Raw genomic sequence first — 19,069 nt, forward strand, 5'->3', positions numbered from 1 at the left:
CCGTGCCCGGAGCGTTCGCGCACCCCGGCGGCCCTCCCCAGCCGCCGGGGCAGCCGCACGTCCAGCCTCCGGCGAACCAGGACCAGCCGTTCGTCCAGCCGCCCGCGCAGGCCGACCGCGCGTTCGCGCAGCCCGCGCCGCCGGTCGACCCGCACTTCGGCGTGTCCGCGCCGCACGCCCCCGCGCCCGCGGTCCCGAAGCCGGCCGCGCCGAAGGACGAGCAGCAGGAGAGCTTCGCTCCGCCCTACACGGCCCTCGGCTACCAGCCTTCGTCCGGTGCTCAGCCGGCGCCCGGCGGATTCGCCCCTCCCGGCGGCGGGTTCGCCCCTCCTGGCGGCGGGTTCGCCCCGCACGGCCAGGGGCCGGGCGCGCCCGCCGCGTTCCACCAGCACGCCGCCGCCGCTCCGGTGCCGGCGCATGAGGCACCGGTGCCGGAGGAGGCCACCAAGCCCGACGGGCCGTCCTCCAGTGACGAGAAGAACGAGGCGCTGCACCCGCCGTACACGACGCTCGGCTACGCGCCGTCCGGCGCCGCGCCTCCGCAACCGCCGATCCCGCCGTCCGCGCCGGGGACGCCTCCCGGCTACGGGCGGGAACCGGCACGCTCCTACGAGCAGGGCATGCCCAAGCCGCCCGCCCACCCGGACGGGCCGGCGTACCCGGGCGCCTACGCTCCAGGCCCCGGAGCGGGGCAGCCCGATCAGGTCGATCCCCACGGCACCCGGTTCGACGAGCCCACGCCCCCGCCGCAGCACCGGCAGGGGCCGCCCGCCGTCCCGCCCAAGCCCGGCAACGCTGGCACCCCGGGCAAGCCGCCGCCGCGCACGCGCGTCCTCGGTCCGGACGGTCCGTCCGCGACGGGCTCCGGCATTCCCGCCGGGCCGCCGAAGAAGGCGGACCCGCCGGGCACGCGCGTGATGTCCGAGACGATGATCGGCGGCTTCGACTTCCTCGACCAGACGCCGTCGCCCGAGCGTCCCGTGCACGAGATCCCGCCGCCGAGCGACCGCACCGAGCGGCGCGTGCTGGAGCGGTACGGGATCGGGTTCGTGTCCGGGGCGCAGGACGTCGGCGAGCTGCTCGACGCCGTCCGCGAGCAGACCGAGGCGTTCACGGCCGTGCTTTCGCCGGAGGACGCCGACTCGACCCGCGTGGACGAGGCGTCCGGCATCCGCCGCGGGGTGCCGAGCGTGCTGCTGGTCGGCGAGCCGCACACCGGGCAGCGGCGGCTCGCGCGGATGGTCGCGCTGACGCTGGCCGAGGCGGGCCTCGGCGACGGCACGGTCCGCGCCCACGAAGCCGACGACGTGCGCGAGTCGGGGGCCGGGAAGCAGGCGTCCGGCGCGCCGCCGAAGACGGTCGTGGACGGGGTGGCCCCGCCGACCGCCGCCGACCTGATGAAGCAGGTCCTCGGCCAGCGCGGCCCGGCGATCCTGTTCGAGCGGCTGGACGCGGCGCTGTTCGCCGCGTCCGACCCGGCGGCGCTCGTGACGGCGGTGCGGCGCGCGCGGCGCGACCCGGCCGCCGACACCGCGCTGATCGCGACCTGCGAGCCCGCGGCGTACAAGCGGATGCTCGCCGACCATCCACGGCTGGTCGAGACGTTCCGGGTGTACCGGCTGCCCGACCTGTCCGATCCGGAGAACCGGATGACGCTGCTGCACCTGCTCGCGGACGAGCGGCGCGTCACGGTCGGCGGCGCGGCGCTGGAGGCGGCCCGCGAGGACCTGAACCGGCTGCGCGGCCCCGGCGACCTGGTGAACGCGCGGCTGGTCGAGACCTACCTGGACACCGCCTGCCAGCGGCACCTGGAGCGGGCGGGCGCGTCGCGCGACCGGCTCGTCCTGGACCCGCAGGACCTGCACGGCATCGCCGAGGGCCTGGAGCCCGCGCTGCGTCCGCCCGGCGACATCGACGGCTACCTGCGCCAGCTCGACGCGCTGCGCGGCCTGGACGAGGTGAAGCACACCGTCCACGGGCTGGTCGAGGAGGCGCGCGTCGCCGCCGACCGGGCCCGGTACGGGGTGACCGAGCACCGGCCGCTGCACCTGCTGCTGGCCGGCCCGCCCGGGACCGGCAAGGCGACCGTCGCCGGACTGGTCGGCGGGATCTTCGCCGCGCTCGGCCTGCTCGGCTCCGGGCACGTGGTCGCGTGCCGCCCAGCCCACCTGACCGGACGCGACCGGTACGACACCGAGGCCCGGGTGCGCGGGACGGTCGAGCAGGCGCTCGGCGGGGTCCTGCTGGTGCAGGAGGCGCACCTGCTGGACCGGGTCCCGGAGGTGGTCGCCGAGCTGCGCTCGGTGCTGCGCCGCGACGGGCACCGCCTGCTGGCGGTGTGCGCGGGCCCGCCGGACGAGCTGCACGCCTTCCTCGCCGCCCATCCCGAGTTCCGCGACGAGTTCGGCCAGGTCGTCGAGTTCGAGCCGCTCGGCGACCGGGAGCTGGTCGGGCTGTTCCAGGCGTACGCCGAGCGCGACCTGTACATGCTGGACGAGGAGCTGCGGGTCGAGCTGCTCAGCCGGTTCGAGCAGATGCGCGGCGACGCGTCCTTCGGGTACGCGCGCACGGTCCGCGAGCTGTTCGAGGCGACCGTGGCCCGGCAGGCCGCGCGGCTCGCGGGCGCGGACGTCGACGCGTCCACCGTCGCCCGCCTCACCGTGAACGACCTGCCCGAGTCGTCGCTGCAGCGGATGATGGGCGGCCTGCACGAGGGCTACTGACGCCCGCCCGGCGCCCGGCGGGGGCGGCCTGCCGGGCCGGCGGGGTGGCCTGATCGGGCTGACCCGGTTGGGCGGGGCCCGCATCATCCGGGCGGGCCAGGGAAGGTACGGGCGGGGAGTGGTCCCCGAATGGCCCTCTTGGGTCATGCGTCCCGGCGAGCCGGGACCGTACCCTTGACGTGGGCAGTGGGTGCGGCTCGTCCCTGCGCGGAGACGGTGTCGTCGCAGGTGGCGGACGCGAATCGCAACCAGGAGGTGGACGCGGTGCGCCAGCGGAATCTCGACCTGCGCGTCCATGACCGGGTCGCACTGGACGAGATCGAACTCTATGCCGAGATGCTCAGTGCGGTCGCGGCGGCCGAGCGGCCGCTGACGCTCGCCGAGATCGACATGGTGCTCGGAGTCCGGTCGGACTGCGAACCCGGTCTTCGCGAGCTGTCGTCGCGCGAATAGCGGCGGCTCGTCGGCAGGCTGATCGGTGCCGGGACGTCCCAGCGGACGCCCGGCACCCTTTTTTCACCCTCGGCATCCGTTTTCGCCCCCTCCGCACCCCCTCGGCGCCCCTTGCGTCCCTGTGGCGCCGACGCGTGTTTCCCCCTCAAATCGGACGTCCCGGGCCCCTCGGCGACCTCCTGTAACCAATATCACTCCCCGTCTCGGATCACTCTCCGTGATCGCCGTCCAGACCGGTACATCCCCCTGGACAGGGCTGTGTGTCGTGGGTGTGCATGTCGTGATCTAGGGCAACCTTGTAGGTGAGAGGATGGAGGACGGCGGTCGAAGCCGGGACGAAAGTTCTTTTTACGGCCGGTTGCGCCTACGATCCTCAGCGGACTGTTCCGGCATCTCAGGAGAACGACGTGCGCTTGCGTCTCACGCCGCGTGAGGACAGCTTCTACGACATGTTCGCCGATTCGGCGAACAACCTGGTCACCGGCGCCAGGCTGCTCGTGGAGCTCATCAGCGACGGCACTGACCGGGAAGCGATCGCGGAGAAGATGCGCGCCTGCGAGCACGCTGGCGACGAGGCGACCCACGCGATCATGCGGCGGCTGAACGAAACGTTCATCACGCCGTTCGACCGCGAGGACATCTACCGGCTCGCCTCCCAGATCGACGACGTGATGGACGAGATGGAGGAAGCCGCCGACCTGGTCGTGCTCTACAAGATCGACGAGTTCCCGAAGGAGATCGTGCACCAGGTCGAGGTCCTGGAGCGCGCCGCCGAGCTCACCGCCGAGGCGATGCCCCGGCTGCGCTCGATGAAGGAGCTCAACGAGTACTGGATCGAGATCAACCGGCTGGAGAACGAGGGCGACCGGGTCTACCGGAAGCTGCTGGCCAAGCTGTTCTCGGGCGAGTACGACACCCTCACCGTCCTGAAGCTGAAGCAGATCATCGACCGGCTGGAGGAGGCGGCGGACGCGTTCGAGCACGTCGCCAACACGGTCGAGACGATCGCGGTCAAGGAATCATGAGCGCTCCCGGCGACACGGGCGGCGCGGTCCTCAGCAGGGACGCGACCGTCCCCGGCGAGGAGCCGACGCTGGCCGAACAGGTCCGCCGGGGCCCGCACCGGTTCTGGTACGCCCTGCCGATCGGGCTGCTGGTCGTCATGCTGCTCGGCGTGACCGGGGTGCGGGCGGAGTCGCAGGTCGCGATGCTGCTGCTCGTCGTCCTGGTCTCGCTGGTGTTCGACTACACCAACGGCTTCCACGACGCGGCGAACGCGATCGCCACGGCGATCTCGACGCGCGCCCTCACACCGCGCGTCGCGCTGCTGATGGCGGCCGTGATGAACATGCTGGGCGCGCTGCTCGGCGTCCAGGTGGCCAAGACGGTCAGCGAGGTGATCACCCCGCCGACGGGGCTGCACGGGCTGACCGTGGTCGCGGCGGGCGTGATCGGCGCGATCGCCTGGAACCTGATCACCTGGTACTTCGGGCTGCCCTCGTCGTCCTCGCACGCCCTCATCGGCGGCGTGGTCGGCGCGGGGCTCGCCTCGGCGTCCTCGGTGGCCTGGGCGAAGGTGGTCGACAAGGTCGCCATCCCGATGGTGATCTCGCCGATCGTCGGGTTCGTCGCCGCCTACGGCGTGATGCTGGCCATCTTGTGGATCTTCCGGAAGAAGAACCCCAGCAAGGTCGGCCGCCGGTTCCGCATCGCGCAGACGCTCTCCGCCGCGTCCCTCGCCCTCGGGCACGGCCTCCAGGACGCGCAGAAGACGATGGGCATCATCGTCCTCGCGCTGGTCACCACGGGCCACTCGGACGGCAAGGGCGTGCCGTGGTGGGTCATCGTGCTCTGCGCGGGCGCGCTGTCGGCCGGGACCTACGCGGGCGGCTGGCGCATCATGCGCACGCTCGGCCGCAAGGTCATCGAGGTCGATCCGCCGAAGGGGTTCGCCGCCGAGGCGACCGCCTCGGTCATCCTGTACCTGACCGCGTACATCTGGCACGCTCCAATCTCCACCACGCACACGATCACCGCCTCGATCATGGGTGTGGGCGCGACCAAGCGGCTGTCGGCCGTGCGCTGGGGCATCGCCGGCAACATCGTGGTCGCGTGGGTGCTGACGATGCCCGCCGCCGCGATCGTGGCCGCGGTCGTCTACTACATCGTGCACTTCTTCGGAGCCTGACCCGGGTCCCGCGGATCGCGAACGCGAGAGGGCCGTCCCCGGCTGGGGACGGCCCTCGTTCGCTCTCTCCGCCGGTCCTACTTGCCGGAGATGCGGTCCAGCGGGGGCGGGCTGACGGGCGAGTGGGAGCCGAAGTAGCTCACCAGCGCGTCCAGGTCGATCGGGCCGAGCACCTGGTCCTTGCCCTGGGTGAAGACGGTGAAGCCGTCGCCGCCGCCGAGCAGGAAGTTGTTCGCGGCGATCCGGTAGGACGCGGCCGGGTCGACGGGCTTGCCGTCGATGGTGATGGCCGAGACGCGGTCGCCGATCGGCCGGCTGCTGTCGATGGTGAAGTGCAGGCCGGCGGACGGCTGCAGGATCTTGGTGCCCGCGCTCGTCCACTGCTGCTCGAGCACGGCGTCCAGCTGCGCGCCGGTCAGCGTCGTCACGCCGGTGACGTTGCTGAACGGCTGGACGGCGAACGCGTCGCCGTAGGTGACGACGCCGCCGTTCTTGTAGTCCAGGTCGGTGCGGACGCCGCCGGGGTTGGTGACGGCGACCTGCGCCCCCTTGTCCCTGACGGCTTCGAGCTGCGCGTCGGCGATCACGTCGCCGAGCGGGGTCTCACCGGCCGGGCTGGCCGTGCGGTCGAGCTTGGCGGTGATCGTGCCGATCTTCCGGTCGGCGATCGTCGCGACCTTGTCCTTCCAGTACTGGACGAACTTCGCGGTGCCGTCGTCCGTCAGGTCGCGGGTGACGACGTGGTTGACGCCCTTCATGGACGACCGGACGATGTCGTCGCGCTTCCGGTCCACCTGGAGGTCGACCTGCGTGATCACGCGGCCGAAGGACGAGCCGGACGAGTACAGCCGCGGCTGCCCGTTCGGGTCCTTGACCGTGCAGACGTACTGCTGGTGGGTGTGCCCGGAGAGGACGACGTCGATGTCGGGGTCGGCCTCGGCGGCGATGCGGGTGCCCGCGCCCGGCACGACGCCGCAGTCGTTCGGCTTGGCGTCCTTGACCACCTGGTCGCCCTCGTGGACGAGCAGGACCATCGCGTGCACGCCGCGCTTCCTCAGCTCGCGCGCGGACCGGTTGGCCGCGGCGACCTCGTCGTCGAACTTCAGGCCCTTGATGCCGTCCGCGGTGACGATGGTCGGCGTGGTCTTGGTGACGACGCCGATGATGCCGACCCGGACGCCGTTGATCTTCCGGATCGTCCACGGCTTGATGGCCGGCTTGCTCGTCGCCTCGCTGAGCACGTTGGCCCCGAGGTAGTCGAACTTCGCGCCCCTCCAGGGGCCCGCGGGGGAGCAGCCGTCGACGGGGTGGCAGCCGCCGTTCTGGATGCGCTTCAGCTCGGCCAGGCCCTCGTCGAACTCGTGGTTGCCCACGGCGGAGGCGGTCAGGCCGATGTTCCCCATGAACTGCACGGACGGCTCGTCGTGGTAGGCCGCGGAGATCAGCGGGGAGGCGCCGATGAGGTCGCCCTGGGCGACCTTCAGGGTGTTGCGGTCGGTGAGGCGCTTGATGTGCGCGGCGACGTGGGCCGCGCCTCCCGCGAGGACGGGCTTGCCGTCGTCACCGATGGTCGAGGCGGAGTTGCCGGTGGGCGGCTCCAGGTTCCCGTGGAAGTCGTTGAGGGCCAGCAGCCGCACGGGCACGGTCCTGCCGCGGCCGTGCGACGGCGCCGCCCCGGCGGGCTGCGCCGCGATCGCGGTCACCGCCACCGCGGCGGTCACCGCGGCCAGTGTGAGACGAGGTCGGATCATGGCTCGGGAACCTAACCAAACCGGGCGTCGCGGTCCATACGCCCCAATGACGGTTTCGTGACGTTTTGTCTAGGACGCCGCCGGCGCCTTGTCCATGACTCCGCCGGCACGTTGTCCAGGGCGCCGCCGGCACGCCGCGGTGGCCGTCCGGCCGGGTCCGTCCCTCCGCTCCGGCCGGTTCCGGACGCGCCCCGCTCGCCTAGGCTGTGATCATGACGGAGTCGCAGATCGCCGAGCTGGTCGAGACCGCCACCGCGCGGGACGGCGTCAACCCCCTCTCCGAGCACGCGCTGCTCGCCCTGAAGGCCGGCCGCACCGGAGTGGTCGTCCGGGAGAACGACACGGTCGTCGGCTACGCCCACCTCGACCCCGCCACCGACGACGAGCCCGCCTCCGGCGAGCTGGTCGTCCACCCCGAGCACCGGCGGCGCGGCTTCGGCCGGCGGCTGCTGCGCGAGCTCAAGGAGCGGGCGGACGGCCCGCTGCGCGTCTGGGCGCACGGCGACCTGCCCGCCGCCGCGCGGCTGGCCGAGTCCGAGGGGATGAGGCGCGGCCGCGTGCTCTTCCAGATGCGCCGGTCGGCCGACGACCCGATGCTCGACGTGCCCCCGCCGTCCGGCGTCACCGTGCGCGCCTTCGAGCCCGGCCGCGACGAGGAGGCCTGGCTGGAGGTCAACGCCCGCGCCTTCGCCTCCCACCCCGAGCAGGGCCAGTGGACGCTGGAGGACCTGCGCGCCCGCGAGGCCGAGTCCTGGTTCGACCCGGAGGGCTTCTTCCTGGCCGAGCGGGACGGCCGGCTGGTCGGCTTCCACTGGACGAAGATCCACCCGGACGGCCTGGGCGAGGTCTACGTCGTGGGCGTCGACCCGTCCGCGCAGGGGCTCGGCCTCGGCCGCGTGCTGACCCTCACCGGGCTGCACCACCTGCGCGACCGGGGCGTCCCGGCGATCCTGCTGTACGTGGACGAGGACAACCCGTCGGCGCTGCACCTGTACGAGAGGCTCGGCTTCGCCCGCTACGCCGTGGACGTGATGTACGCGACCTGACCCCGGGCACTGGCACTGGCACGGGCGGAGTGTCTTCCCGGTTTTCCAGCGCGGGCGGACGGAACCTGCCAGGCTTCTCGACCAAATGATCACTTGGGCGAGGCCGGCCGCCGGGGACGCGGTCCAGTGGTCGCGGCGGGCCGTGGGCATGGGGCCGCGCGCGGACGTCCCCTTCGCGCTGCTCCTGGTCGCCGGTACCGCGCTGCGCGCGCTCGCGATCGCCGGGTACCGGCCGGTGCTGTGGTTCAACGACGCCTACGACTACGTCCGGATCGGGCTGTCGCCGTTCGCGCACCCGCTGCGTCCGCAGGGGTACGGGCTGGCGTTGTGGCTGCTCAGGCCGCTGCACAGCCTGACGACGGTCGTCGCGCTCCAGCACGTGCTGGTGCTCGTCGTCGCGATCGCCGCCTACCGGCTGATGACGCGCGCGCTGGGCGTCCGCGGGCACTGGGCGGCGCTGGCCACCGCGCCGCTCCTGCTCGACCCGTACCAGGTCCAGCTCGAACACATGCCGATGTCCGACACCCTGTTCTTCGGGCTGGTGTTCGGCGCGGTGACCGTCCTGATCCGGTGCGACCCGTCCGGCGGTGGCCTCGCGCGGACGCTGGGACGGACCGGAGCGGCCGGGCTGCTGTTCGGCCTGGCGACGATCACGCGGACGGTCGGGCTGCCGCTGGTCGTCCTCGGCGTGCTGTTCCTGGCCGTCCGGTACCGGACGGCATGGTCGTGGCGCGTCCGCCTCGCCGTGCCCGCGGTGCTGCTCGCGGCCTGCGCCGTTCCCGCGGGCGCGGTCCTGCTCTGGTTCCACGCGGAGCACGGCAGGTACGCGATCGGTGAGGCCGACGGCGTCTTCTTCTGGGGGCGCACCGCCGCGTTCGCCGACTGCGAGGCGCACACCCCGCCGCCGCGGCTGCGGCGCATGTGCCCGACCAAGCCGGTGGGGCAGAGGTCGGCCTCGTCCACGCAGATCTGGGAAGCGGGATCGCCGACCGGATGGCGGCACGGCCGCCCGTTCGGTCCGGAGACGAACGAGCTCGGCCGGGACTTCGCGATCTGGGCCGTCCGCAACCAGCCCGGCGACTACGTCCGGACCGTGTCCTACGACGTGTTCGTCCGCAGCTTCGCGTGGTCGAACCCCGGGTACCCGCACCCGTGGACCGTGTCCTTCTACCGATTCCCCGAGCAGCCGCACGCGCCCCCGCACATCGACCTGATCGGCGGCGGCACGGACGAGAGCGTCTCGCGCGCCTACGAGCACGGCCCGGCGGCCACGAAGGTCGTGGAACCGTACGGCGCGGTCCTGCGCGCCTACCAGGAGCACGTCCGCACGCCGGGAACCGTGCTGGGCGTCGCGGCCCTCCTGGGCGCGGTTGGTGTGTTCCGCCGCCGGAACCCCGCCGCGTTGCCCGCGCTCCTGCTGTGGTGCACCGGCATGGTCCTGGTGGTGGTCCCACCGGCGACGGTGGACTTCGACTCCCGCTACCTGCTCCCGGCCGCGCCGTTCCTGTGCATGGCCGCCGTGACGGCCTGGCGCGCCTCGCCCCGGAAGCCCGAGGCGCCCCTGGACGCGCGCGATCCCGCCGGCATGACCGACGAGTCCGCCGCCCCGGCGATCACGTGACAAAACGATCTTCAAGGCGCACAATCGACCGATGCTGCTGGCTTACCTCGGTCTCTGCCTGCTGATCACCGTGACGCCCGGCCTGGACACGGCCGTGGTCATCCGCGGAACGCTGAAGGGCGGCTCCGGCGCCGGCCTGCGGACCGCCCTCGGCTGCGCCCTCGGGCTGTTCGTGCACGCCGTGGGCGTCGCGGTCGGCCTGGCCGGGGTGCTGCTGCGCAGCGCGGTCGCGTTCGAGGCGGTGAAACTGGCCGGGGCCGCGTTCCTCGTCTACCTGGGCGCGCGGACGCTGTGGTCGGTCCGGCGCGGGAAGGCGCCGGAGGCCGCGGGCGACGGCGAGGAGGACGCGAGCCCGCGGTTCGGGCGGATCCGCTCGCCGTTCGGCCAGGGGCTGCTGACGAACCTGACCAACCCCAAGGCGACGCTGGTCTTCCTCGCGACGCTGCCGCAGTTCGTGCCGAGCGGCGGGGCCGCCGAGACCGTGCCCGTGGCGCTCGGCCTGGCCCTGATCGCGGTGCTGTTCAGCCTCACCGGGCTGAGCCTGGTGGCGCTGGCGGTCGGGCGCGTCCGGCACCTGCTCGCGTCGCCCCGCGTCCGCCGCGCGCAGGAGGCGCTGCTCGGGACGACCCTGGTGGTGCTCGGGCTACGCGTCGCCGCCGAATGACAGCAGGGCCGTCCTGATCGCGGCGAGCATCCCGTCCTCCGATCCGTCGTGCCCGGCGCGCACCATCGTCAGCTCGCTGCCCGGCCAGGCCCGCGCGAGGTTCCACGGGACGTCGGGTGAGCTGCTCACGTCCAGGCTGCCGTGGACGAGCGTCCCGGGGATCCCGGCCAGCCGGGACGCGCCGCGCAGCAGTTCGTCCTCGCCCATGAAGGCCGCGTTCTTCCAGTAGTGGGTGACGAGCCGGGCGAAGCACAGCCGGAACTCGGGGTCCTCGTAGCGGGCGCTCCTGCGGAAGCCGGTCGCGAAGCCCATGTGGGTGTCCTCCCACGTGCACCAGTCGCGTGCCGCCTTGTCCCGCAGCCCGGGATCGGGGGAGTGCAGGAGCCGCGAGTAGGCGGCGGCGAGGTTCCCGTCGCGGTCGGCCTCGGGGACGCCGTCGCGGAACGCCTCCCAGCGGCCGGGGAAGAGCCGTGCGACGCCGCGGGTGATCCACTCGACCTCGCGGTGCGTCGTCGTGACCACGGAGAACAGGGCCATGCCGGTGACCCGCTCGGGGTGGGCCTCGGCGTAGGCGAGGGCCAGGGTGCTGCCCCAGGAGCCGCCGAGGACCGTCCAGCGGTCGATGCCGAGGTGCTCGCGGAGCCGTTCGATGTCGGCGACCAGGTGCGGGGTGGTGTTGGCGCTCAGGTCGATGTCCGGCTCGGCCGCGTGCGGCAGGCTCCAGCCGCAGTTGCGCTGGTCCAGCAGGACGACGCGGTGGACGTCCAGGTCGAAGAAGGTCAGCCACCCGTCGTCGCAGCCCGAGCCCGGGCCGCCGTGCAGGACGATCGCGGGGCGGCCGTTGGGACTTCCGTGGGCTTCCCAGTGGAGAAGGTTTCCGTCGGTGGTGGGGAGATGCGGCATGCCCTCATGCTGCCGGAACGCCGGTGGCGCAGGGGATGACCTGCGGCGTTAACCCCCTGTCCATGGCCTGTCGAGGCATTCTTCCTGGTTGTTGAAGTTTGAGTTCATTTGCCGTTCACCTGGATCGGGGCGTCCGGACACTTCGCCCGCATAGCTTCACATTCGACGGTGAGCCCACTACCTGGACAAACGTCCAAACCCCTCCGGTCGGGACACCGCTGACGACGTTAGAGGAGACCTTGCGGTGAAGAACGGTTCTCGGCTGGCCGCCCTGGGCGGTGTCGTGGTGGCGGGCGCCCTCGCGCTGAGCGCCTGCGGCAGCGACGACAACTCCGGCTCCAGCGCGAGCGAGGCCCCGAAGGGCAACATCGACTGCGCCAAGGGCACGGTCAACGCCGCCGGATCCAGCGCCCAGAAGAACGCCATCGAGGAGTGGACCAAGCTCTTCGCGGCCAAGTGCGCGGGCGCCAACCTGAACTACAACCCGGCCGGGTCGGGCGCGGGCATCCAGTCCTTCACCTCCGGCCAGGTCTCGTTCGCCGGCTCGGACTCGGCGCTCAAGCCCGCCGAGGTCACGGCCGCGCAGAAGCGCTGCCAGGGCGCCCCGGCGCTGAACCTGCCGATGGTCGTCGGCCCGATCGGCGTGGTCTACAACGTGGACGGCGCCGACTCGCTGAAGCTGTCCCCCGAGACGGTCGCGGGCATCTTCGCCGGCAAGATCAAGACCTGGGACGACCCGGCGATCACCAAGGAGAACGCGGGCGTCAAGCTGTCCGGCCAGATCAAGCCGATCTTCCGCGCGGACGAGTCCGGCACCACCGAGAACTTCACCAAGTACCTCAAGGCCACCGCCCCCGGCGCGTGGACCTGGGAGCCGGCCAAGAAGTGGCCGAACGGCGTGGGCCAGGGCGCGACCAAGTCCGACGGCGTGTCCGCGCAGGTCAAGAGCACCAAGGGCTCGATCTCCTACGTGGAGCTGTCGTTCGCGACCAACAACGGCCTGAAGACCGCCGACATCAAGAACGGCGCCGGCGAGTACACCAAGCTCTCCCCGGACACCGCCTCCAAGGCCGTCGCGGGCGCGAAGGTCGTCGGCACCGGCGACGACGTGGCGCTGAAGATCGACTACACCACCAAGGAGCCGGGCGCCTACCCGATCGTCCTGGTGACCTACGAGATCGCCTGCCAGAAGGGCCTCCCGGCCGACCAGGCGAAGTTCGTCAAGTCCTTCCTGACCTACACCTCCAGCGCGGACGGTCAGAAGATCCTCACCAACCTGGGCTACGCGCCGCTGCCCGACAGCGTGCTCACCAAGGTCCAGGCGTCCGTGAAGGGCCTGTCCTGACCCCCGAGGTCCCCGAGTCCGGCAGCCCCCTCGCCAGCACCGCTGGCCAGGGGGCTACCCCCGGTTCACCGCACGTTCCCACCCCACCAGGAGGGTTCCCCGTGAGCACTCAGTCCGGCGTCGACTCCGGCGTCGACTCGGCGGCCCGCGCGCGCGGCCGCGCCGCAGGCCGGCCGATGAGCACCGGCCGGGCCGGCGACAGGATCTTCGCCGGGGCCGCCCGCGGCTCCGGCATCCTGGTCCTGGCGATCATGGCCGCGATCGCGGTCTTCCTCGTCTGGAAGGCGATCCCGGCGCTCCAGGCCAACAAGGCGAACTTCCTCACCTCGCAGGACTGGAACCCGAACGCGACGCCGGCGAGGTTCGGCATCGTCCAGCTCGCGTTCGGCACGGTCGTGTCGTCGGCGCTGGCGCTGATCATGGCCACGCCGGTCGCGATCGGCATCGCGCTGTTCATCGCCTTCTACTCGCCGCGCAAGGTCGCCTCCGGCCTCGGCTACGTCGTGGACCTGCTCGCGGCCGTCCCGTCGATCGTGTACGGCCTGTGGGGGCTGCTCGTCCTCGCGCCCAACATGGAGGGGTTCAGCAAGGGCCTCAACGGCGTGCTCGGCTGGATCCCGTTCTTCGGCGGCGACAGCCCCGGCAAGAACTCGATCTTCACCGCCTCGGTGGTGCTGGCGATCATGATCCTGCCGATCATCTCGTCCATCTCCCGCGAGGTGTTCCTGCAGGTCCCGCGCGCGAACGTGGAGGCGGCGCTCGCCCTCGGCGCGACCCGCTGGGAGATGATCCGGCTGGCGGTGCTGCCCTACGGCCGGTCCGGCGTGATCGGCGCGTCCATGCTCGGCCTCGGCCGCGCGATGGGCGAGACGATCGCCGTCGCGATGGTGCTGACCTTCGCGCCCGGCGTGAACATCCACCTGCTGGAGGACGGCGGCAACACCTTCGCCGCCAACATCGCCAAGAGCTTCGGCGAGGCCACCACCACCGGGCGCGGCGCGCTGATCGCCTCCGGCCTCGTGCTCTTCGTGATCACCCTCGTCGTCAACATGGCCGCCCGGGCGGTCGTCGCCCGCCGCAAGGAGTTCGTGTGAGCAGCCCGTCCACCTCGCTCGGGTCGGTCTCGGCCGGGCGCAAGATCAAGGACCGGCTCGTCCAGGGCCTGGTCTACCTGGCGTTCGCGCTCGCGGTGATCCCGCTGCTCTCGCTGCTGTGGACGGTCGTCCAGCACGGCGCCAAGCGGTTCGACGCGGACTTCTTCGGCCACTCGATGAACGGCCTGGCGGGCAAGGACGCGGGCGGCGGCGCCTACCACGCGATCATCGGCACCCTGGAGCAGGTCCTGATCACCAGCGCCGTCGCGGTGCCGATCGCGCTGCTCGCCGCCGTCTACCTGGTCGAGTACGGCGGCCGGAGCCGCCTCGCCAAGGTGATCAGCTTCTTCGTGGACGTCATGACCGGCATCCCGTCCATCGTCGCGGGCCTGTTCGTGCTCGCGCTGTGGCTGCTGACCCTCCAGATGGGCTTCTCCGGCTTCGCCGGCGCGCTGTCGCTGGCCATCCTGATGATCCCGACGGTCATCCGGTCGGCCGAGGAGATGCTGAAGCTCGTCCCGAACGACCTGCGCGAGGCGTCCTTCGCGCTCGGCGTGCCGCGCTGGCGGACGATCTGCAAGGTCGTGCTGCCGACCGCGCTGCCCGGGATCATCACCGGCGTGATGCTCGCCGTCGCGCGCGTCATGGGCGAGACCGCCCCGCTGCTGCTGACGATCTTCATCACGAAGGCGATCAACACCGACCCCTTCACCGGCCCGCAGGGATCGCTGCCCACCTTCATCTGGGACCAGGCCGCCGACCCCAACCAGAACGCGGTCGACCGCGCCTGGACCGGCGCGCTCGTCCTGATCCTGATCATCATGCTGTTCAACCTGGTGGCGCGGCTCGTCGCGCGTGCGTACAGGCCCACCGGACGCTAGTTCACCCGAGGAGTACCAAGTCTCATGGCCAAGCGGATCGAAGTCTCGGGGCTGCACGCCTACTACGGCGGCACCCACGCCATCGAGGACATCTCGATGACGGTCGAGCCGCGCTCGGTGACGGCGTTCATCGGCCCGTCCGGCTGCGGCAAGTCCACCTTCCTGCGCACCCTCAACCGGATGCACGAGGTCATCCCCGGCGCCCGCGTCGAGGGCAAGGTCATGCTGGACGACGAGGACCTGTACGGCCCGTCGGTCGACCCGGTCGCGGTGCGCCGCACCGTCGGCATGGTCTTCCAGCGCCCCAACCCGTTCCCGACGATGTCGATCTACGACAACGTCGCTGCCGGCCTGAAGCTGAACGGCGTGCGCCGCAAGTCCCAGCTCGACGACATCGTCGAGGAGTCGCTCCAGGGCGCCAACCTCTGGGGCGAGGTCAAGGACCGCCTCGGCAAGCCCGGCGCGGGCCTGTCCGGCGGCCAGCAGCAGCGGCTCTGCATCGCCCGCGCGATCGCCGTCCAGCCCCAGGTGCTGCTGATGGACGAGCCGTGCTCGGCGCTCGACCCGATCTCCACCCTCGCCATCGAGGACCTGATCGCCAAGCTGAAGAACCAGTACACGATCGTGATCGTGACCCACAACATGCAGCAGGCCGCCCGGGTCAGCGACCGCACCGCGTTCTTCAACATCGCCGGCACCGGCAAGCCGGGCAAGCTCATCGAGATCGACGACACCTCGAAGATCTTCACCAACCCGGAGCAGAAGGCCACCGAGGACTACATCACCGGCCGCTTCGGCTGATCCCCCGCCCGCCGGACCCGTCAGGCCAGTGCCGTGACGCCGCAGCGGGCGGCCTCCGCGAACCTCGCGGGTCGAGCGGGACCGCCGGCGAGCGCCGATGGCGAATCCGATATCCGCCCAGGTCAGTGGGCGGCTATCGGGTTGTAGACGCAGGACGCGGTGCGGTGGCCGCCGGTGGCGGCGGCCGTCTTGGCGACCTTGCCGTCGATGGTGATCCGGCAGCTCACGGTCCCCGCCGCCGCGTCGTTCCGGACGTCGACCCGGACGAAGTCCAGCCCGCTCAGGTCCCGCCGCTCGCGCTTGCGCCAGGGCAGCGCCGCCTGGACGGAGGAGGCGTTGGCCTCGCCGAAGGAGTAGGTGACGCCGGCCGACGCGGGGCCGCCCGTCCCCTCGGCCTCCAGGAGGATGTCGGCGTTCTCCGTCCGGTGGCTGTGGTCGGCGACTCCGGCGAGCAGCGCGATCCCGCCGCCCGCCAGCAGGCCGAGGACGCCGAGGACGAGTCCCGCGACGGCCAGCCCGCGCCCGCTCTGCCCCTTCCTCCTGATCCGGGGCAGGGCGATCGCGCCGCAGACGATGGCGAGCAGGCTGCCCGCGCCGCACAGCCACAGGATGCTGAAGATCAGCGACGCGACCGCCCAGCCGCTCGTCCCGCCCGTCCGCCCGGACGGGTCGGGCGGCGGGTTCCGCTCGGACATGGGACCCCCAGGGACCGACAGTGGGGGACACCGGACTCATGCCCTCTGACCTGGGAATCCATGCCGCGGGCCGGGAACGCCGATTCGGCGGGCGGTCAGGCGCGGGTGCGGGTCTTCTCCTCGTCGCCCGGGCGGTGGTCGGGGACGAAGCGGTAGCCGACGTTGCGGACCGTCCCGATGAGCGACTCGTACTCGGCGCCGAGCTTCGCGCGGAGGCGGCGGACGTGGACGTCCACGGTGCGGGTGCCGCCGAAGTAGTCGTAGCCCCAGACCTCCTGCAGCAGCTGGGCGCGGGTGAAGACGCGGCCGGGGTGCTGGGCCAGGTACTTCAGGAGCTCGAACTCCTTGAAGGTGAGGTCGAGGACGCGGCCGCGCAGGCGGGCGGTGTAGGTGGCCTCGTCGATGGTGAGCTCCCCGCTGCGGATCTCGCCGGGGACCTCCTCGGTGTCGGCGGCGGCGGCGCGGCCGACGGCCAGCCGCAGCCGGGCCTCCACCTCGGCGGGCCCGGCGGTCTGCAGCAGCACGTCGTCCAGGCCCCACTCGGGGCTGAGCGCGGCGAGGCCGCCCTCGGTGACGACGGCGAGCAGCGGGCAGTCGAGTCCCGTGGTGCGCAGCAGCCGGCACAGGCTCTTGGCCTGGACGAGGTCGCGGCGGGCGTCCACCAGCACGACGTCGGCCGGCGGGGCGTCGATGAGCGCGGCCCCCTCGGCGGGCGCGACGCGCACCCGGTGCAGCAGGAGGCCCAGTGCGGGCAGGATCTCGTCGGACGGTTCCAACGCGTTGGTCAGCAGGAGCAAGCTGCTCAAGTGCCGCCTCCTCGCCCTGAAAAGAGGTAGAGACCCGGACGGCTCGGCTGCGAGCCGCGTGGTACGTGGCCGGCTCGTCGCGCGAGCTCCTGGCCACGTCGCCCGGATCCCTTCGTCATCGAGCATATACAACGCGTCCCGGACGGCAACGGCCGGTTCGGTCAGTGCCCGCTTTCTGGCAGGGTGAGGAGCATGGCGAAGGGAATGATCCGGTACTGGGCGGCGGCCAAGGCCGCGGCGGGCGCCGCGGAGGAGCCGTACGACGCGGCGACCCTCGCGGACGCGCTCGCGTCGGCCCTGGCCACCAGGGGCGGCGAGTTCGCGCGGGTCGTGTCGCGCAGCTCGTTCCTCGTCGACGGCGCGCCGGTCGGCTCCCGTCCGCACGCGGACGTCGAGCTTCCCGAGGGCGGCGTCGTCGAGGTGCTGCCGCCGTTCGCCGGAGGGTGACGCATACCACTGCGGACGTCGTGCTCTCCCCGGCCGCGGACGGCCGTGACGGGGGTCACCCGAACCCGGGGGATCGCTCCGCAGGGTGACGCCGCCCCCGGCCGCCCCCACTACTGTGTGGCGACCGACTCGCGGCGATCTCGCCGGTGTCCGCGACCCGAAGGAGAACGATGCGCAAGTTCCTGCTGGTGGTGCTCATCCTGCTCGTCGTGGGGCTGGTGGCCGCCGACCGGATCGGCGTGCGGGTCGCGGAGAGGGAGATCGGCAAGCAGGTCGCGGCGCAGTACAACCTGGCCGAGCGGCCCGACGTGACGATCCACGGCATCCCGTTCCTGACCCAGGCCGTCCAGGGCGAGTACGACCAGATCGACGTCGGCATCGGCGACTGGACGCAGCAGGGGATCACCGTGCACGACGTCAAGGTCGAGATGCGCGGCGTGGACGCGCCGCTGGACCAGGTCGCCGGCGGGAACGCCGACAGCGTCACCGCCCGCACCGCCACGGCGTCCGCCGTGCTGCCGTTCGACGTGATCAAGTCGCGCGCGCCGAAGGAGGTCAAGGCCGTCCGGGCGAAGGGTGAGAACCTGGAGGTCGACATGGCCGGGCAGGTGCTGGCGTTCACCCTGAACGGCACGGCCGAGCTGTCGGTCAAGCCGTCCCGGCGGGGCATCGCGATCACGCCGGTCAAGGTCAGCACGAGCGGGATCACGGTGCCGCTGGACACCGTCCGCGACCGCCTGACCTGGTTCGTGCCGATCACCGACCTGCCGGTCGGGTCGCGGATCAAGCAGATCCAGGTGACCCCGGAGGGCCTCAAGGTCGCCGCGACCGCCGACAACGTCAAGCTCGGACAGCTCCAGCAGACGACCCGGTAGGGCTTGCCGCGGCGGGTCCGGACAGAAATGTGCGACTCGTCCGCGCGGCGGTGAACCGGGGACGCGCCCCGCACGTGCTGTCTATGTGGGTGCCACCGCGGACGAACGCCTACTGCGCGCCCTTTACCGGGAGCACGGCGGTCCGCTTCTCGGATACGTCCTGCGGCTGACGGGCGGGGACCGTCCTCAGGCCGAGGACGTCGTGCAGGAGACGCTGCTGCGCGCCTGGCGGCACCCCGAGGCGCTGTCCGGACGGCCCGTCCGGCCGTGGCTGTTCACCGTCGCCCGGAACCTGGTGGTGGACGCGCACCGCGCCCGCCGCGCCCGCCCCCAGGAGACCGGCATCGACGAGCAGGTGGTCGGCACGCCCGGCGCGGACGACATCGACCGGGCGCTGGAGTCCTGGACGGTCGCCGAGGCGCTGTCCGACCTGAGCCCGAGCCACCGGGCCGTGCTCGTCGAGACCTTCTACCAGGGCCGGTCGGTGGCCGAGGCGGCCCACGCCCTCGGCATCCCGCCCGGCACGGTGAAGTCGCGCACCTACTACGCCCTGCGGGCGCTCAGACTCGCACTGGAGGAGCGGGGGCTGGCGCCGTGACCGACTGCGGAGAGGTGCGCACCGCGCTGGGCGTCTACGTCCTCGGCGCGATCGACCCGCCCGAGCGCGCCCGGGTGGACGGGCACCTGACGTCCTGCCCGGCCTGCCGGGACGAGCTGGCCGCGCTCGCCGGGCTGCCCGCGCTGCTCGGCCGGGTGGACCCGGGGCAGATCGGCGC

At 72.3% G+C, this 19,069-nt stretch carries 18 protein-coding genes and 1 pseudogene; 15 read left to right on the forward strand and 4 right to left on the reverse strand.

Annotated features, from left to right (window positions below; all coding sequences use genetic code 11):
- The 4 genes and pseudogenes from AB0J52_RS05815 to AB0J52_RS05830 form a co-directional block, all read left to right on the forward strand.
- A pseudogene (locus AB0J52_RS05815) lies at window positions 1-2,723 on the forward strand (hypothetical protein); the annotation flags it as partial.
- A gap of 216 nt (window positions 2,724-2,939) precedes the next feature.
- On the forward strand, window positions 2,940-3,176 hold the full coding sequence (locus AB0J52_RS05820; RefSeq protein ID WP_500180411.1) for a hypothetical protein: 237 nt from the start codon (window positions 2,940-2,942) through the stop codon (window positions 3,174-3,176).
- Window positions 3,177-3,583: 407 nt separating this feature from the next.
- Window positions 3,584-4,201, forward strand: a complete 618-nt coding sequence (locus AB0J52_RS05825) for a DUF47 domain-containing protein (protein ID WP_500180412.1) — start codon at window positions 3,584-3,586, stop codon at window positions 4,199-4,201.
- Window positions 4,198-5,364: an inorganic phosphate transporter gene (locus tag AB0J52_RS05830; RefSeq protein ID WP_500180413.1), complete on the forward strand. Its 1,167-nt coding sequence runs from the start codon at window positions 4,198-4,200 to the stop codon at window positions 5,362-5,364. The genes AB0J52_RS05825 and AB0J52_RS05830 overlap by 4 nt, the downstream gene beginning before the upstream one ends.
- A 77-nt stretch (window positions 5,365-5,441) precedes the next feature.
- Here AB0J52_RS05830 and AB0J52_RS05835 read toward each other — a convergent pair whose 3' ends face one another.
- Window positions 5,442-7,085, reverse strand: a complete 1,644-nt coding sequence (locus AB0J52_RS05835; RefSeq protein WP_500180414.1) for a bifunctional metallophosphatase/5'-nucleotidase — start codon at window positions 7,083-7,085, stop codon at window positions 5,442-5,444.
- A gap of 242 nt (window positions 7,086-7,327) precedes the next feature.
- On the opposite strand from AB0J52_RS05835, the gene mshD reads away from it, so the two are divergent.
- The 3 genes from mshD to AB0J52_RS05850 all read left to right on the forward strand — a co-directional run bounded on the left by mshD (window position 7,328) and on the right by AB0J52_RS05850 (window position 10,446).
- Window positions 7,328-8,161: a mycothiol synthase gene (gene mshD, locus AB0J52_RS05840; protein WP_500180415.1), complete on the forward strand. Its 834-nt coding sequence runs from the start codon at window positions 7,328-7,330 to the stop codon at window positions 8,159-8,161.
- 85 nt (window positions 8,162-8,246) lie between these two features.
- Window positions 8,247-9,782, forward strand: a complete 1,536-nt coding sequence (locus AB0J52_RS05845) for a hypothetical protein (RefSeq protein ID WP_500180416.1) — start codon at window positions 8,247-8,249, stop codon at window positions 9,780-9,782.
- A 31-nt stretch (window positions 9,783-9,813) separates the two neighbouring features.
- Entirely contained in the window at window positions 9,814-10,446 is a 633-nt protein-coding gene (locus tag AB0J52_RS05850; RefSeq protein ID WP_500180417.1) for a LysE family translocator, read from the forward strand.
- Here AB0J52_RS05850 and pip read toward each other — a convergent pair.
- On the reverse strand, window positions 10,426-11,349 hold the full coding sequence (pip, locus tag AB0J52_RS05855; RefSeq protein ID WP_500180418.1) for a prolyl aminopeptidase: 924 nt from the start codon (window positions 11,347-11,349) through the stop codon (window positions 10,426-10,428). The two genes, AB0J52_RS05850 and pip, sit on opposite strands and share 21 nt — an antisense overlap.
- 244 nt (window positions 11,350-11,593) lie before the next feature.
- On the opposite strand from pip, the gene pstS reads away from it, so the two are divergent.
- The 4 genes from pstS (at window position 11,594) to pstB (ending at window position 15,470) form a co-directional block, all read left to right on the forward strand.
- Complete coding sequence (pstS, locus tag AB0J52_RS05860; RefSeq protein WP_500180419.1) at window positions 11,594-12,694, forward strand: phosphate ABC transporter substrate-binding protein PstS; 1,101 nt, start codon at window positions 11,594-11,596, stop codon at window positions 12,692-12,694.
- 176 nt (window positions 12,695-12,870) lie between these two features.
- On the forward strand, window positions 12,871-13,788 hold the full coding sequence (gene pstC, locus AB0J52_RS05865; protein WP_500180428.1) for a phosphate ABC transporter permease subunit PstC: 918 nt from the start codon (window positions 12,871-12,873) through the stop codon (window positions 13,786-13,788).
- Window positions 13,785-14,669, forward strand: a complete 885-nt coding sequence (gene pstA, locus AB0J52_RS05870) for a phosphate ABC transporter permease PstA (protein ID WP_500180420.1) — start codon at window positions 13,785-13,787, stop codon at window positions 14,667-14,669. Before pstC ends, pstA begins: the two co-directional genes overlap by 4 nt.
- 24 nt (window positions 14,670-14,693) lie before the next feature.
- Window positions 14,694-15,470, forward strand: a complete 777-nt coding sequence (gene pstB, locus AB0J52_RS05875; protein ID WP_500180421.1) for a phosphate ABC transporter ATP-binding protein PstB — start codon at window positions 14,694-14,696, stop codon at window positions 15,468-15,470.
- Between the two features lie 122 nt (window positions 15,471-15,592).
- On the opposite strand, the gene AB0J52_RS05880 is transcribed toward pstB, so the two are convergent.
- Both AB0J52_RS05880 and AB0J52_RS05885 read right to left on the reverse strand, forming a co-directional pair.
- Window positions 15,593-16,165 carry a DUF4190 domain-containing protein gene (locus AB0J52_RS05880; RefSeq protein ID WP_500180422.1) on the reverse strand — a complete coding sequence of 191 codons (573 nt, stop codon included), beginning with the start codon at window positions 16,163-16,165 and terminating at the stop codon, window positions 15,593-15,595.
- A gap of 95 nt (window positions 16,166-16,260) precedes the next feature.
- The gene (locus AB0J52_RS05885; RefSeq protein ID WP_500180423.1) at window positions 16,261-16,971 is read right to left on the reverse strand and encodes a winged helix-turn-helix transcriptional regulator; all 711 of its coding nucleotides are present in this window, start codon (window positions 16,969-16,971) and stop codon (window positions 16,261-16,263) included.
- A 192-nt stretch (window positions 16,972-17,163) separates the two neighbouring features.
- Here AB0J52_RS05885 and AB0J52_RS05890 point away from each other — a divergent pair, with 192 nt between their 5' ends.
- The 4 genes from AB0J52_RS05890 to AB0J52_RS05905 form a co-directional block, all read left to right on the forward strand.
- Complete coding sequence (locus tag AB0J52_RS05890) at window positions 17,164-17,418, forward strand: MoaD/ThiS family protein (protein ID WP_500180424.1); 255 nt, start codon at window positions 17,164-17,166, stop codon at window positions 17,416-17,418.
- 170 nt (window positions 17,419-17,588) lie between these two features.
- Window positions 17,589-18,293, forward strand: a complete 705-nt coding sequence (locus AB0J52_RS05895; protein ID WP_500180425.1) for an LmeA family phospholipid-binding protein — start codon at window positions 17,589-17,591, stop codon at window positions 18,291-18,293.
- A gap of 85 nt (window positions 18,294-18,378) precedes the next feature.
- On the forward strand, window positions 18,379-18,891 hold the full coding sequence (locus AB0J52_RS05900; protein WP_500180426.1) for a sigma-70 family RNA polymerase sigma factor: 513 nt from the start codon (window positions 18,379-18,381) through the stop codon (window positions 18,889-18,891).
- The coding region (locus AB0J52_RS05905) for a zf-HC2 domain-containing protein (RefSeq protein ID WP_500180427.1) at window positions 18,888-19,069 on the forward strand (182 nt) is incomplete at its 3' end. The genes AB0J52_RS05900 and AB0J52_RS05905, both read left to right, overlap by 4 nt.

This window comes from Spirillospora sp. NPDC049652 (genome assembly GCF_040675125.1).
Taxonomy (GTDB): domain Bacteria; phylum Actinomycetota; class Actinomycetes; order Streptosporangiales; family Streptosporangiaceae; genus Spirillospora.

What these genes read in the sequence shown, in the direction of transcription:
- AB0J52_RS05830 (WP_500180413.1), top strand. Translation starts at nt 4,198, where the DNA reads ATGAGCGCTCCCGGCGACACGGGCGGCGCGGTCCTCAGCAGGGACGCG.
- mshD (WP_500180415.1), top strand. Translation starts at nt 7,328, where the DNA reads ATGACGGAGTCGCAGATCGCCGAGCTGGTCGAGACCGCCACCGCGCGG.
- AB0J52_RS05845 (WP_500180416.1), top strand. Translation starts at nt 8,247, where the DNA reads ATGATCACTTGGGCGAGGCCGGCCGCCGGGGACGCGGTCCAGTGGTCG.
- AB0J52_RS05850 (WP_500180417.1), top strand. Translation starts at nt 9,814, where the DNA reads ATGCTGCTGGCTTACCTCGGTCTCTGCCTGCTGATCACCGTGACGCCC.
- pip (WP_500180418.1), bottom strand. Translation starts at nt 11,349, where the DNA reads ATGCCGCATCTCCCCACCACCGACGGAAACCTTCTCCACTGGGAAGCC.
- pstC (WP_500180428.1), top strand. Translation starts at nt 12,871, where the DNA reads ATGAGCACCGGCCGGGCCGGCGACAGGATCTTCGCCGGGGCCGCCCGC.
- pstB (WP_500180421.1), top strand. Translation starts at nt 14,694, where the DNA reads ATGGCCAAGCGGATCGAAGTCTCGGGGCTGCACGCCTACTACGGCGGC.
- AB0J52_RS05880 (WP_500180422.1), bottom strand. Translation starts at nt 16,165, where the DNA reads ATGTCCGAGCGGAACCCGCCGCCCGACCCGTCCGGGCGGACGGGCGGG.
- AB0J52_RS05890 (WP_500180424.1), top strand. Translation starts at nt 17,164, where the DNA reads ATGGCGAAGGGAATGATCCGGTACTGGGCGGCGGCCAAGGCCGCGGCG.
- AB0J52_RS05895 (WP_500180425.1), top strand. Translation starts at nt 17,589, where the DNA reads ATGCGCAAGTTCCTGCTGGTGGTGCTCATCCTGCTCGTCGTGGGGCTG.